Here is a 12,150-nt window from a genome sequence, read left to right as displayed (position 1 = left end):
CTTCGCGCCGGATCCGGCGCGGGCAGTGGGTGGGTTGCCCGAGCGGCCTAAGGGAACGGTCTTGAAAACCGTCGTGGCGCGAGTCACCGTGGGTTCAAATCCCACACCCACCGCACGCTGAAACGGCCCCTGACCTGGTCTTCAGGTTGGGGGCCGTTTCTTTTTCGGTGCCCTTGGTTGTCTGGTGTTCCCCGCGTCATTCCGCTGGACAGGGCATGCCAGGGGCACGCCTACGACTTGGCCCAATAGATCATGCGGCCGTACGACGACAGCGCCGACGTGTCCGGCTTGCCTATATGAATGGTGGGCTCGATCACCGGGTGTCCTTCGGAGAAGAGCGCATCCAGCTCAAAGACCGCTTGGTTGACATCGTCGTCGAGTTCGCGTGTGTGCTTGCGTGTCCAGAAGGTGAGCGCCACCCTCGCTTCCTCGGCGCGCACAGCCACGGCCACCACATCCCGGGAGATCAACCCCAGCAGGGCCTGTACCGCGTACAGGGTGATCTCGTTCTCGCGCTCCGGGGTGACGGCGTTCATGCCCTGGATGTTGCCCCATGCCGGCCGCCGGCGCCCGCGCAGGGCCCCTTCATGGACCACTTGGGCCGCCAGGTATCTTGCATCGCATGGAACCAGGTGATTCGACCAAGCAGGCTCGGGCCGCGGCCCAGTTGCGCAAGGGGGTACTGGAGTACTGCGTACTCGCCCTGATGCGGGACCGGCCCCGGTACGGGGTGGAGCTGCTGCGGGCGCTGGAGGAGTCCGGGGCTCTGGCCACGAGTCAGGGGACCGTGTATCCGCTGCTCTCCCGGCTGCGCCGGGACGATCTGGTGACCACCACCTGGCAGGAGTCCGCCTCCGGGCCGCCCCGTCGCTACTACGCGCTCACCGACAGCGGCCGGACCGCGCTCGACGAGTTCACCCGGGTCTGGCCCGGGTTCCGTGATGCCGTCGACACCTTTCTGAGCACCCCCCACACCCTGACCGGAGACCCCGTATGAAGACCGCCGCCGACCCCGTACGCGACTATCTCTCCGCCGTCGAGCGCGAGGCTTCGTCGCTCCCCGCCGACCGGCGCCGGGAACTCCTCGCCGACCTCGGTGAACATATCGAGGTGACGCGGGCCGAACGCCCCGGTGTCGCGGTCCGGGAGATCCTGGCCGAGCTGGGGGACCCCCGTACGATCGCGGCGACGGCGCTCTCCGAGGCGGGGGTCGACGGCGGCGGGGAGCCCGTCCGGAAGGGACAGAAGGGGCGGAAGGGGCGGGTGCACCCTGTGGTGCCGCTGCTGATGGTCACCCTCTCCGTGCCCTACATCATGCTCTTCCCTGAACTTCCCGGACCGCTGTTCGGCGTGCTGTTCCGCTTTATCGGCGCGGTGCTCCTCTGCACCTCGGTGCACTGGACCGCCGTACAGAAGACCACCGGCGTACTGCTCACCGCCGTGCTGCCGAGCGCGGTCTTCGCGACGGCCAACCTGTCCGGCGGCGGCCCGGCGGCCGGTGTCCCGGCGCTGCTCGCCAATCTGGTGGTGGTCGCCCTGCTGGCGGGAGTGGCCGCCTGGCTCTGGCGGGTCCGCCGGGTCTGAGCGCCGGGGGTGCCGGGTTGACGGGCTCAGGCCGGGAGCGTCCTGTCGACGATGAAAGCGATCTCGACGGCCTGCCCGGGGAAGGCCAGCGCGGTGATGCCGACGACCGTACTGACCGGGTGGTGGTCGCCGAAGTACGCCCGGTTCCCCTCGGACGCCGCGGCTCCGTTCTCCCGCAGGTCCACCAGATACACGGTCTGCGAGACGATCTGGTTCCGGGTGGCGCCGTAGTGGGCGAGGACCTTGTCCATATTGGCCTGGGTGCGGGCGAGCTGGGCGGGAAAGTCGTCCGGGTGGACGAAGGCGCCCGTCTCGTCGTGGGAGAACTGACCGGAGACATGGACCACCTCCCCGGACCTGATCGCCTGGGCATAGCCGAAGTCGCGCTCGGGCTGGATGCGGTGGTGGAAGACATGGCCGTCGGTCATGGTGTGCCGCCCTCTCGTGCTCTCTTGTGGTTACTGGGAAACCGTAGGAGAGTGGCGGCTGAACTGGAAGAACGCACTTTTTAGTGACTGAGGAACCTGATGGTGACCAAGCATCTGCTCCATGGCCTGCCCGAGGACGCGGACCTGAGGCGGGCCGATTCGCTGGCCCGGGAGATCTTCTCGGACGTCGCCAACAAATGGGCGCTGCTGATCATCGAGGCCCTCGGGGAGCGCACGCTGCGCTTCGGTGAGCTGCGGAACGAGGTGGAGGGCATCAGTCACAAGATGCTCACCCAGAACCTCCGGATGCTGGAGCGCAACGGGCTGGTCGAGCGGACGGTCTACCCGACCGTGCCGCCGCGGGTGGAGTACACCCTCACCGGGCCGGGGCGGGCCCTGCGGACGACGGTCGACGCCATCTGCGGCTGGACCCAGGAGCACCTCGGCCGGATCGAAGAGGCGCGCCGGCGATTCGAGGGTTGAGGAGTTGAGAGCCGAGGGCAGGGGCTGGTGTGAACCTTGTCCGCCGCGGGCCGGGGCGGACGACGGTCAGGCCGTGCGTACGTCGCTGCGCACCAGATGGTGGTCCGAGTACGGGGTGGGATGCACTCCCGACTCCTGCGGGGCGACTCCCCGCAGGAAGATGTAGTCGAACTTGCTCTCCCAGTCGGTGGTCGGCCGGCAGGCGCCCTCGGGCGGCGGGCCGCACAGCGGGTCCGTCTCCCCGGCCAGGGCCCAGATGCCGGTCAGTTCGGGGGCGTCCGGGCGGGCGTTGAAGTCGCCGAGGACGATCGCGCGCTCGTGCCGGACGATCTCCTTGGCGAGGACACCGGTCTGGCCGGCCCTGATCTCCCCCTGGCGGCGGTGTGCGAGGTGGGTGTTGAAGACCCGCACGGTCTGGCCGCCGACCTTTGTGGTGACCGCCATATAGCCGCGGTCCTCGGAGCCGCCGTCGGGGTACTCCACGCTCACCCGGTCGGTCATGGGGGCCGCCGAGAGGAGCGCCTGGCCGTAGCCGCCCGGGCTCCACGGAGTCCCGCCGCAGCGGCCGCGGTTCTGGAGGACCGACCCGTACTCGACGTGGTAGACGAGCCCGTAGAGGCTCGCCAGATACTTCCGGATCTGCTCGACGTCCCGTACGCACGCCTCCTGCAGCCCGATGACCTGCGGCGCGTAGGTGGCGATGTCCGCCGCCCGGTCGACGTTGCTCTCCTTGCAGGGGTTGCAGATGTTCCAGGTCATGACCCGGTTGGGTACGACGTCGGTGACGGCGTCGGCGGGCAGCGGCCGCGCGACGGGGGCGCGGTCCGGCTCGCTCGGGCCGATGACGAGCGCCAGACAGCCCGCCGTCGCGGCGACCGCGAGCAACCGCGTGGCCTTTCCGAGCACTGGTGCCTCCCCGAACCGGACCGGTACGCCGTCGTTCGTCCGGCGTTTCTCCGGACGAGGTTATGGGACGACGCTGTGAACGACACCAGGGTGTACCGATCTTGCCGGTCGCGGGTGGAGTTGCCTGTTCTGTGTGCGGATGAGGGGGCGAGATCCGGACAGGATGCAAATCCGGTCATGATCACATCAACCCTTCCAGGCACTTTACTTGCCCTTGACCTGGTGGCAGGCTGACGTCCATCTCAGCCCCCCACAGGCGTAACCTTCCCAACTCCCCTTGTTCTCAGGCGAGTTGGGCCTGGGCTGAATTCAGTGGAACCAAGACCCTCTGGATCGGAGTGCTCATGAAGCGTCGTGTTCGTTGTGCGGCTTTTGTTGCGACTGTGGCGGCCGGTGTCGCCCTGACCCTGTCGAGCGGTACGGCGCACGCCCAGCAGCAGAAGGCGGCCGCCCCCGCAGTGAGCGGCGGACTGATCAACATCAACGGCCCGCTGATCTACAACACCGGTGACATCGACCTGCTGGAGGACGTCTTCGAGCACATCAGCATCCCGATCTTCGGTCAGGCCGTGCACCAGATGTACGACTGGGCCAAGTTCGAGGGCGGGCTCTTCGGCAAGAAGAAGTAGCGGCAGGAAGAAGTAGCGGCGGTAAGAGGGGGCGGCGGCCCCGGGCGGCCGTGCCGGTGCCGGGTCCGGCGTCGGGCTTGCGCCGCAAGTAAGTGAAGGTGAAGGGGTGTCCTGTGCGGGGCACCCCTTTTCCGCGGCCGCACCCGCACCCGTGCCGATGCGGCCCGCGCCGGTGCCGTCCGAGGCGGTGGTCCGGAGTCAGCGGCGGTCCGAGGTCAGCCGCCGGGCCGAGTCGATCGTGGCCCTGGCCTCCCGCTCGGGCAGCCCGGCGCGGACGGCGGCCCGGGTGAGGGCGTCGGCCAGGGTGTCGCCGATGCCGTTCTCGTAGGCGCGGCAGGCGGCCCAGAACAGCCGGGTGTTCCGCTGGCCCTCGTGGGCGGCCAGGACGAAGTGGACCAGACCCTGCCCCTGGGAGGGGCGTGCGCGGGCGGTGGCGGGGTGGTGGGGGCGCGCGGGCGGCGCGATCAGCAGCAGAAGGGCGCGCGGGCAGGGCGCGGGAGTGTTCCCTGCCGTACCGGCGGCCAGGCGGTACGTCCCCTGGGCGGTCACCGAACCGGGGCCGACGAGATATCCCCCGTACCCCCGGATGTCGATTCCCGGGGCGAGCCGGCTCGCGGAGTTCGGGACGGTGACATCGGGCGGGCCGGTCAGCCAGAGGTGGCGGCCACCGCTGGGTGTGATGACGGTGACCGTCTCCGGGATGGTGAAGAGGTGCCGCAGCGCCAGGTCCTGGAGCGCCGAGAAGGAGGCGGGCGTGGTCGGGAACGGGCCGTCGTCGTCCGGGGTCGTGGGGGTGCTGACATCGAGGTCCACCCCGATCAGCCGGTGCGGCCCGCGGCCGCAGGCGATGCCGTAGCCCGTCGCCCAGGGGGCGGCGGCGAAGAGGGCGCGGACGGCCGCGGGGTCGGTGGTCGCGTCGTGGACACCGTGTCCGGGCAGGCCGCAGGCGCCCCGGCAGCGGGCCGCCCCGTCGGAACCGGCGGCCCGGCCGTCGTTCAGGCCGTTGTCCAGGCTGCCGGTCCGGCTGTTGTTCCGGCTGTCGTTCCGGTGGGGCGAGGGCAGGGCGGGGAGCTTCGACGGCGCGAGCGGGATAACGGGGAACCCGCGCTCGGCCGCGGACAGGGCATGGGCGAGGGCCAGGGCGGAGGTCTGTCTGTCGGGCATGGCCATGGGCTTAGTTTCGTACTTATGTTCGATGATCGGTAGAGGGGGTGCCCGGTGGGATGTGCCACGGGGTGCGCCGTATCGATTCCTCCCTTGGGGCGTACGGAATCCGCTCTACGAGACCGGCGCGGGACCGGCGCGGGACCGGCCCGGGCCCGGCGGCGCCCCGGCGCTCGGGGGCGCGAAAGGGGTTTATCTGCTTGTCCTCACGCTTCAGGGGGAATCGCTCCGGCTTGGGTGGTTCGCCGGGGATTCGGTGGGCAACTCTGGGATCGCGACGTCGTCATTACTCCGGAGCGGTCGGCCAATCGCCCGGAGGCAAGCCTTGATGTGAGTGTTTTTCGGAGGAGAAGACATGGCAAGCATCCGTACGGCCCGCGTTCTCGCCGCTGTCGCCGCCCTGCCCCTGACGGCCGCCCTGTTCACGGGTGTCGCCTCGGCCGACAACGGCGCGTTCGGGGACAACGGATCGAACGCGACGGTGGCTTCGATCGTCGGCAGTGGCGTCGGCGGCAGCAACTCGGGCAACTCGACCACCAGTCAGCAGGTCGCCAGCGGGGCCGGAGCGTCGAATCAGAGCAATAACGCCAGCGTCAACGGCTCGGCCTTCACCGCGATCGACCAGGACAACGTGAATGTGAACTTCACCCACCTGTGGTGGTGACGCCCGGCCGGCCCGACGGGGGGATGAGCAAGGGGAGCAAGGGGTGATGACCGCCTGTGCGGTGGTGCCGACGGCGCCGCCGCACAGGCGGTTCGCGTATTGCCGGCCGTATTGCCGCCCCGGGCCACCGCCTTGACAGGGACCAGTTTCTGACGGACAGTCAGAAACTGGTTCCGTCGTCCGTTGCGGGGTCCCGGCCCGCCGTCCGCCGGGTGCGTTCCGGGAGCCCGGCCGTGAGCAGTGGCGGCGAGGCGAGGGGGAGGGGGAGGGGATGTCCGCGGAGCCGGAGGAGCTGTACGAGCGGCTGAAGGCGTACGAGGGACGGGCGGCCGTCTCCGGCGGCACCGGCAAGGACCCGGTCAACGCGCCGATGATCGGACACTGGTGCGAGGCCATGGGGGATGCGCATGCGGCGTACCGCGGGCCGGACGCGGTCGCCCCGCCCGCGATGCTCCAGGCATGGACGCTGGGCGGGCTGTCCGGCCACGGCTCCGGCGGCCGTTCCCCGGCCTGGGAGGAGCTGCTCCGGCTGCTGGAGGGCGAGGGGTACACCTCGGTCGTCGCCACCGACTGCGAGCAGGAGTATCTGCGTCCGCTGCGGCCCGGCGACCGGATCACCTTCGACACGGTGATCGAATCCATCTCGGAGCGGAAGCGGACCGCCCTCGGGACGGGGCACTTCCTCACCACACGGATGGATGTCCGGGCGGACGGCGAGCCCGCCGGTACCCATCGCTTCCGGATCCTGAAGTACGCCCCTGCTCCCGTTGTCGCCGCTCCGGCCGCTGCTGCTGCTGCCGACGCCGACGCCGCCGCTGCTGCCGATGCCGCCGCCTCCGCTTCCGCTTCTGCCGTTCGGCGGCCCCGGCCCGTGGTCAACCGGGACAACGCGGGCTTCTGGGCAGGTGTCGCCCGGCGGCGGCTGCTCATCCAGCGGTGCACGGCCTGCGGACGGCTCCGCTTCCCCTGGCTCCCCGGGTGCGGCGAATGCGGTTCGGACGGCTGGGACACCGTCGAGGCGGGGGGCACCGGCTCCGTCTACTCGTATGTGGTGATGCACCACCCGCCCTTTCCGGCCTTCGACCCGCCCTATGCGGTGGGCCTGATCGAGCTGGCGGAGGGCGTCAGAATCGTCGCGGGGGTGACCGGCGTACCGGCCGGTGAGGTACGGATCGGGATGCCGGTCGAGCTGGAGTTCCCGTGCTTCGAGACGGACCTGGTGCTTCCGGTCTTCCGGGTCCGGCCGCCGGGCGAACTGGCCCCGCTGGAGATTCCGGTCACCCGCACGCTGATCGTCGCGGGCGCGCTCGCCTCCCGGGACTACCAGGACGTGCACCACGACGCGGAGGCCGCCCGCGGAAAGGGGTCCCCCGATGTCTTCATGAACATCCTCACGACGAACGGGCTGGTCGGCAGGTATGTCACCGACCGCCTGGGGGAGCGGGCCCGGCTGCGGAAGGTCGCCATCCGGCTGGGGGTGCCCAACTATCCCGGCGACACGATGGTGTTGCGGGGCACGGTGGTCCCGGTCGCCGCGGGGGCGGACGGGCCGGATGCCGGGGAGGACCTCCCGGATACCGGGGAGGAGTGGCGGACGGTCGAGGTGAAGATCGTCGGGACCAACGCCCTGGGAAACCATGTCACGGGGACGGTCACGGCCGTCGTGCCCGGAACGGAGGCCCCGGAGGCCCTGCAAGCCACAGAAGCCACGGAAGCCACGGGAGCCGCGGAGGTCCCGAAAACCCCGGCAGCTCCGGTGGCCCGGTCATGAGCCCCGGCCACCGGGGTTCGCTCGGGGGCCGGGCGGCCGTCGCCGGGATCGGGGCGACCGAGTTCTCCAAGGATTCCGGCCGCAGCGAGCTGAAGCTGGCCGTGGAGGCGGTGCGCGCGGCGCTGGACGACGCGGGGCTCTCACCCGCCGACGTCGACGGGCTCGTCACCTTCACCATGGACACCAGCCCCGAGATCACCGTCGCGCAGGCCGCCGGCATCGGGGAGCTGACCTTCTTCTCCCGGATCCACTACGGCGGCGGCGCGGCCTGCGCCACCGTCCAGCAGGCCGCCCTGGCGATCGCGGCGGGCGTCGCCGAGGTCGTCGTCTGCTACCGGGCCTTCAACGAGCGGTCGGGGCGCCGCTTCGGCTCGGGGGTGCAGCGGCGCGAACCGTCTGCCGAGGGCACCGCACTCGGCTGGAACCTTCCGTCGGGGCTGCTCACCCCCGCCTCCTGGGCGGCGATGGCGGCCCGGCGCTATCTGCATACGTACGGGCTGACCCCGGACGCCTTCGGCCCGGTCGCCGTGGGCGCCCGCCGCCATGCCGCCCGTAACCCCGCCGCGTACTTCCACGGCAGACCGATCACCCTCGCCGACCACGCGGCGTCCCGCTGGATCGTGGAGCCGCTGCGGCTGCTCGACTGCTGCCAGGAGACCGACGGCGGTCAGGCGATCGTGGTGACCAGCGCCGAACGGGCCCGCGATCTGCCGCACCCCCCGGCCATCGTCGTCGCGGCGGCCCAGGGGGCGGGCCGGGCCCAGGAGCAGATGACCAGCTTCTACCGGGACGAGCTGACCGGCCTGCCCGAGACGGCGGTGGTGGCCCGGCAGCTCTGGAGCGCTTCGGGGCTCGCGCCCGCAGATATCGACGTCGGCATCGTCTACGACCACTTCACGCCCTACGTGCTGATGCAGCTGGAGGAGTTCGGCTTCTGCGGGCCCGGCGAGGCGGCCGGTTTCGTGGCGGCGGACGCGCTGCCGCTGAACACCCACGGGGGCCAGCTCGGGGAGGCGTACCTCCATGGCATGAACGGCATCGCGGAGGCGGTCCGGCAGCTCCGCGGGACCTCGGTCAACCAGATCCCCGGCGCGGCCCGGGTCCTGGTCACCGCGGGGACGGGTGTCCCGACCTCGGGTCTGATCCTGGGCGCGGACGGCTGACGGCTGACGGCGGGAGGGGGAGCGGGAGCGGGAGGCCCGGAGCGCGAGGTCGGGCTCGGGAGGCCGGGAGCGGGACAGGGCGCATCGACACGGCGGGGGCGCGAAGGGGGGCGCGGAACGGGCCGGAATGCCCGGGGAGAGGCGGCCGGCCCCGGGGCCCGCGGCCCCGACCCCCCGGCCCCACAGCCCCGGACCTCAGGGGCCGGAGCATCCCTTCTCCACCTGGAGGTGTACGGCGGTCCACCCAGGTCGTACGGCCCCGGAGGCCGTGTACCGGCCCGTGACGACCGCCCGGATCCGGGATTATCCGGCGCAACGGACATCCCGGTCCCGAACGTCCCGTCCCCGCCCCTGAGGGTCTTCTCCACCTTCAGGAGGTGGAGCGGGCACCACCACTACAACCTGAGGGGGACATGGCTTCGGGACCTCTGGGCGATCCGCCGGAGCGGCACCCGCTCCTAGCGTGGAGCTATGACCACGCCAGTCTGCACCAGCGCTTCGAAGGCCGCCCTGCCCGGACCTCCGTCGTACGGCACGACCGACGCCCGGTACGCGACCCGTCCTCGCTACTCGTCGTTCTCGTCGTACGTACGGGCGCGCGGCCCCGTGCTGCTGCGGACCGCCCGCTCCCTCACCGCGAACCCGAGCGACGCGGAAGACCTCCTCCAGACCGCACTCACCAAGACCTATGTCGCGTGGGAGCGGATCGAGGACCACCGCGCGCTCGACGGCTATGTCCGCCGGGCCCTGCTGAACACGCGTACCTCGCAGTGGCGCAAGCGCAAGGTGGACGAGTTCGCCTGCGACGAGCTTCCGGAGCGGGAGACCTCGCCCACGCCCGACCCGGCGGAGCAGCAGGTGCTGCACGACGCGATGTGGCGTGCCGTGATGAAGCTGCCCGACCGGCAGCGGGCGATGGTGGTGCTCCGCTATTACGAGGATCTGAGCGAGGCGCAGACCGCCGAGGTGCTCGGGGTGTCCGTGGGGACGGTGAAGAGCGCGGTGTCCCGGGCGCTCGGCAAGCTGCGCGAGGACCCGGAGCTGTCGCCGGCCCGCTGACGAGCACCTCCGGCCGCCCCGCCCGGCCCGGCCGCCCCGCCGCGCGCCCCCGGCGACCTCGGCACACCGTTCTCCTCCCGGTGCCACCGCCGCACCGGCGGGCCTCGAACAGCACCGCGTTCCACTCGAACGCCCCAATGCCCCACCATGGTTTTTCCCCGGGTTTCCCGGCGTTTTTCCGGGCCGTACGGGACCGCTCCCGCGCCCTTCCCTGTTGCCGGCGCCGCCCGACGGCCGCCCGGCGGACCCACGGCCCCCGCCCGTTCCGTTACGCCTCCCCGCCCGCTTCCCCACGGGTCCCGCCCGCCCGCCGCGGCTCGCGCGAGGGCTCCGCCCCACCCGTCCCGCCGGTCTCCCGGCGTCTTCGCGATGCGGTTAATCCGCCGCCCTCAGGTAGTGACATACCGCGTGGTACGCGCGCAGAATCTCTACACCCTTACTGACGCGTAGCAACACAGCGCCCACCGGGAGGACGCCGTGCTGAGCACCATGCAGGACATACCGCTGACCGTGACCCGCATCCTGGAACACGGTATGAGGGTCCATGCGAAGTCGCAGATCACCACCTGGACCGGCGCGCCCGAGCCCGATCGCCGAAGCTTCCGCGAGGTCGGCGAGCGCGCCACCCGGCTGGCGAACGCGCTCCGCGACGAACTGGGCGTCGAAGGCGACCAGCGGGTCGCAACTCTGATGTGGAACAACGCCGAACACGTCGAGGCGTATCTGGCGATCCCCGCCATGGGTGCCGTACTGCACACGCTCAACCTCCGGCTCCCTCCCGAACAGCTCGTGTGGATCGCCAACCACGCGGCCGACCGGGTGGTCATCGTCAACGGTTCGCTGCTGCCGCTCCTCGTACCCCTGCTCCCCCATCTCCCCACCGTCGAGCACATCGTGGTCTCCGGCCCCGGCGACCGCTCCCTGCTGGCGGGCGCGGCCACCGAGGCGCGGGTGCACGAGTACGAGGAGCTGATAGCGGACCGTCCCGTCACCTTCGACTGGCCCGAGCTGGACGAACGCACCGCCGCGGCCATGTGCTACACCTCCGGCACCACCGGCGACCCCAAGGGCGTGGTCTTCTCCCACCGCTCCATCTATCTGCACTCCATGCAGGTCTGTATGACCGAGTCGATGGGGCTGACGGACCAGGACACCACCCTCGTCGTCGTACCGCAGTTCCATGTCAACGCCTGGGGCATCCCGCACGCCGCCTTTATGACCGGCCTCAACATGCTGATGCCGGAACGATTCCTCCAGCCGGCGCCCCTCGCCGAGATGATCGAACGCGAGAAGCCGACCCACGCCGCCGCGATCCCCACCATCTGGCAGGGCCTGCTCGCCGAGGTCCTCGCCAACCCCCGCGATCTGACCTCCCTGAAGCAGGTCACCATCGGCGGCTCGGCCTGCCCGCCCGCGCTGATGGAGGCGTACGACAAGCTGGGCGCGCGCCTCTGCCACGCCTGGGGCATGACGGAGACCTCCCCGCTCGGCACGATGGCGCACCCGCCCGCCGGGCTGAGCGCGGAGGAGGCCTGGCCGTACCGCCTCACCCAGGGCCGTTTCCCGGCCGGTGTCGAGCCGCGGATCGTCGGCCCCGGCGGCGACGTACTGCCGTGGGACAACGAGTCCGTCGGTGAACTCCAGGTACGCGGACCGTGGATAGCGGCCGCGTACTTCGGCGGGGCCGGGCAGGAGCCGCTGCGGCCGGAGGACAAGTTCAGCGAGGACGGCTGGCTCAAGACCGGTGATGTGGGCGTGATCAGCCCCGACGGCTTCCTCACCCTCACCGACCGGGTCAAGGACGTCATCAAGTCCGGTGGCGAGTGGATCTCCAGCATCGCCCTGGAGAACGCCCTGATGGCGCACCCGGAGGTCGCCGAGGCCGCGGTGGTGGCGGTGCCCGACCCCAAGTGGGACGAGCGCCCGCTGGCCACGGTCGTCCTCAGGGAGGGCGCGACGACCGATCTCGCCGGGCTGAAGGCGTTCCTGGGCGAGACCGTGGCGAAGTGGCAGCTGCCCGAGCGGTGGTCGCTGGTGCGGGAGGTGCCGAAGACGAACATCGGGAAGTTCGACAAGCGGGCGATCCGCAGGCAGTACGCGGAGGGTGAGCTGGAGATCGTCGAGGTCTGAGACGGCCGGGGTGGGCCGGGCCCGGCCCACCCCGGGTCACCTCGGCCCGCCCCGGCTCACCCCGGGCCACCGGCACCGGACCGGCGGCTCGCCCGGCGCCGCACCTCGCTCCTCTCCAGCCCCTCCAGCCTCCCGTCCCCTCCCGTCCCCTCCCGTCTCCGCCCCTCCC

General features: G+C 71.1%; 12 protein-coding genes, 1 tRNA gene and 1 pseudogene. 10 read left to right on the top strand and 4 right to left on the bottom strand.

Annotated features, from left to right (window positions below; all coding sequences use genetic code 11):
* Window positions 1-28: 28 nt before the first annotated feature.
* Window positions 29-113, top strand: a tRNA-Ser gene (locus tag ACWDR0_RS15405).
* Window positions 114-230: 117 nt separating this feature from the next.
* Here ACWDR0_RS15405 and ACWDR0_RS15400 read toward each other — a convergent pair.
* On the bottom strand, window positions 231-536 hold the full coding sequence (locus tag ACWDR0_RS15400) for a hypothetical protein (RefSeq protein ID WP_456352167.1): 306 nt from the start codon (window positions 534-536) through the stop codon (window positions 231-233).
* Window positions 537-622: 86 nt separating this feature from the next.
* Here ACWDR0_RS15400 and ACWDR0_RS15395 point away from each other — a divergent pair, with 86 nt between their 5' ends.
* Entirely contained in the window at window positions 623-997 is a 375-nt protein-coding gene (locus tag ACWDR0_RS15395) for a PadR family transcriptional regulator (protein WP_456352166.1), read from the top strand.
* Window positions 994-1,584 (top strand): HAAS signaling domain-containing protein, encoded by a 591-nt coding sequence (locus ACWDR0_RS15390; RefSeq protein WP_456352165.1) that lies wholly within the window; start codon window positions 994-996, stop codon window positions 1,582-1,584. The genes ACWDR0_RS15395 and ACWDR0_RS15390 overlap by 4 nt, the downstream gene beginning before the upstream one ends.
* A 26-nt stretch (window positions 1,585-1,610) precedes the next feature.
* Here ACWDR0_RS15390 and ACWDR0_RS15385 read toward each other — a convergent pair whose 3' ends face one another.
* A complete protein-coding gene (locus ACWDR0_RS15385) occupies window positions 1,611-2,012 on the bottom strand; it encodes a RidA family protein (RefSeq protein WP_456352164.1) in 402 nt (133 codons plus the stop codon).
* 99 nt (window positions 2,013-2,111) lie between these two features.
* Between ACWDR0_RS15385 and ACWDR0_RS15380 the strand changes: the two genes are divergently transcribed.
* Complete coding sequence (locus tag ACWDR0_RS15380) at window positions 2,112-2,495, top strand: winged helix-turn-helix transcriptional regulator (protein ID WP_456352163.1); 384 nt, start codon at window positions 2,112-2,114, stop codon at window positions 2,493-2,495.
* A 66-nt stretch (window positions 2,496-2,561) separates the two neighbouring features.
* Here the strand turns inward: ACWDR0_RS15380 and ACWDR0_RS15375 are convergent, their stop codons facing one another.
* On the bottom strand, window positions 2,562-3,401 hold the full coding sequence (locus tag ACWDR0_RS15375; protein ID WP_456352162.1) for an endonuclease/exonuclease/phosphatase family protein: 840 nt from the start codon (window positions 3,399-3,401) through the stop codon (window positions 2,562-2,564).
* Window positions 3,402-3,784: 383 nt separating this feature from the next.
* Here ACWDR0_RS15375 and ACWDR0_RS15370 point away from each other — a divergent pair, with 383 nt between their 5' ends.
* The gene (locus ACWDR0_RS15370) at window positions 3,785-4,030 is read left to right on the top strand and encodes a hypothetical protein (protein ID WP_456352161.1); all 246 of its coding nucleotides are present in this window, start codon (window positions 3,785-3,787) and stop codon (window positions 4,028-4,030) included.
* 198 nt (window positions 4,031-4,228) lie between these two features.
* Here ACWDR0_RS15370 and ACWDR0_RS15365 read toward each other — a convergent pair whose 3' ends face one another.
* Window positions 4,229-5,200, bottom strand: a complete 972-nt coding sequence (locus ACWDR0_RS15365; protein ID WP_456352160.1) for a bifunctional DNA primase/polymerase — start codon at window positions 5,198-5,200, stop codon at window positions 4,229-4,231.
* Window positions 5,201-5,549: 349 nt separating this feature from the next.
* Between ACWDR0_RS15365 and ACWDR0_RS15360 the strand changes: the two genes are divergently transcribed.
* The 5 genes and pseudogenes from ACWDR0_RS15360 to ACWDR0_RS15340 all read left to right on the top strand — a co-directional run bounded on the left by ACWDR0_RS15360 (window position 5,550) and on the right by ACWDR0_RS15340 (window position 11,981).
* Window positions 5,550-5,858, top strand: coding sequence for a hypothetical protein (locus ACWDR0_RS15360; protein WP_456352159.1), 309 nt, complete (start codon window positions 5,550-5,552; stop codon window positions 5,856-5,858).
* 271 nt (window positions 5,859-6,129) lie between these two features.
* Window positions 6,130-7,095 (top strand): annotated as a pseudogene (locus ACWDR0_RS15355) (bifunctional MaoC family dehydratase N-terminal/OB-fold nucleic acid binding domain-containing protein); the annotation flags it as partial.
* 530 nt (window positions 7,096-7,625) lie between these two features.
* Window positions 7,626-8,792: a lipid-transfer protein gene (locus ACWDR0_RS15350; protein WP_456352158.1), complete on the top strand. Its 1,167-nt coding sequence runs from the start codon at window positions 7,626-7,628 to the stop codon at window positions 8,790-8,792.
* 471 nt (window positions 8,793-9,263) lie between these two features.
* The gene (locus ACWDR0_RS15345) at window positions 9,264-9,851 is read left to right on the top strand and encodes a SigE family RNA polymerase sigma factor (RefSeq protein ID WP_456352157.1); all 588 of its coding nucleotides are present in this window, start codon (window positions 9,264-9,266) and stop codon (window positions 9,849-9,851) included.
* Between the two features lie 477 nt (window positions 9,852-10,328).
* Entirely contained in the window at window positions 10,329-11,981 is a 1,653-nt protein-coding gene (locus tag ACWDR0_RS15340) for a long-chain fatty acid--CoA ligase (protein ID WP_456352156.1), read from the top strand.
* Window positions 11,982-12,150: the final 169 nt, after the last annotated feature.

It is taken from the genome of Streptomyces sp. NPDC003691, from assembly GCF_053981115.1.
Note: the sequence above shows the minus strand (reverse complement) of the source record. Positions and strands in the feature narration are given on the sequence as shown.

Excerpts from the sequence above, each read along its gene's own strand:
- ACWDR0_RS15345 (WP_456352157.1), top strand. The coding sequence starts at position 9,264 with ATGACCACGCCAGTCTGCACCAGCGCTTCGAAGGCCGCCCTGCCCGGA.
- ACWDR0_RS15390 (WP_456352165.1), top strand. The coding sequence starts at position 994 with ATGAAGACCGCCGCCGACCCCGTACGCGACTATCTCTCCGCCGTCGAG.
- ACWDR0_RS15380 (WP_456352163.1), top strand. The coding sequence starts at position 2,112 with ATGGTGACCAAGCATCTGCTCCATGGCCTGCCCGAGGACGCGGACCTG.
- ACWDR0_RS15360 (WP_456352159.1), top strand. The coding sequence starts at position 5,550 with ATGGCAAGCATCCGTACGGCCCGCGTTCTCGCCGCTGTCGCCGCCCTG.
- ACWDR0_RS15395 (WP_456352166.1), top strand. The coding sequence starts at position 623 with ATGGAACCAGGTGATTCGACCAAGCAGGCTCGGGCCGCGGCCCAGTTG.
- ACWDR0_RS15385 (WP_456352164.1), bottom strand. The coding sequence starts at position 2,012 with ATGACCGACGGCCATGTCTTCCACCACCGCATCCAGCCCGAGCGCGAC.
- ACWDR0_RS15350 (WP_456352158.1), top strand. The coding sequence starts at position 7,626 with ATGAGCCCCGGCCACCGGGGTTCGCTCGGGGGCCGGGCGGCCGTCGCC.
- ACWDR0_RS15365 (WP_456352160.1), bottom strand. The coding sequence starts at position 5,200 with ATGGCCATGCCCGACAGACAGACCTCCGCCCTGGCCCTCGCCCATGCC.
- ACWDR0_RS15400 (WP_456352167.1), bottom strand. The coding sequence starts at position 536 with ATGAACGCCGTCACCCCGGAGCGCGAGAACGAGATCACCCTGTACGCG.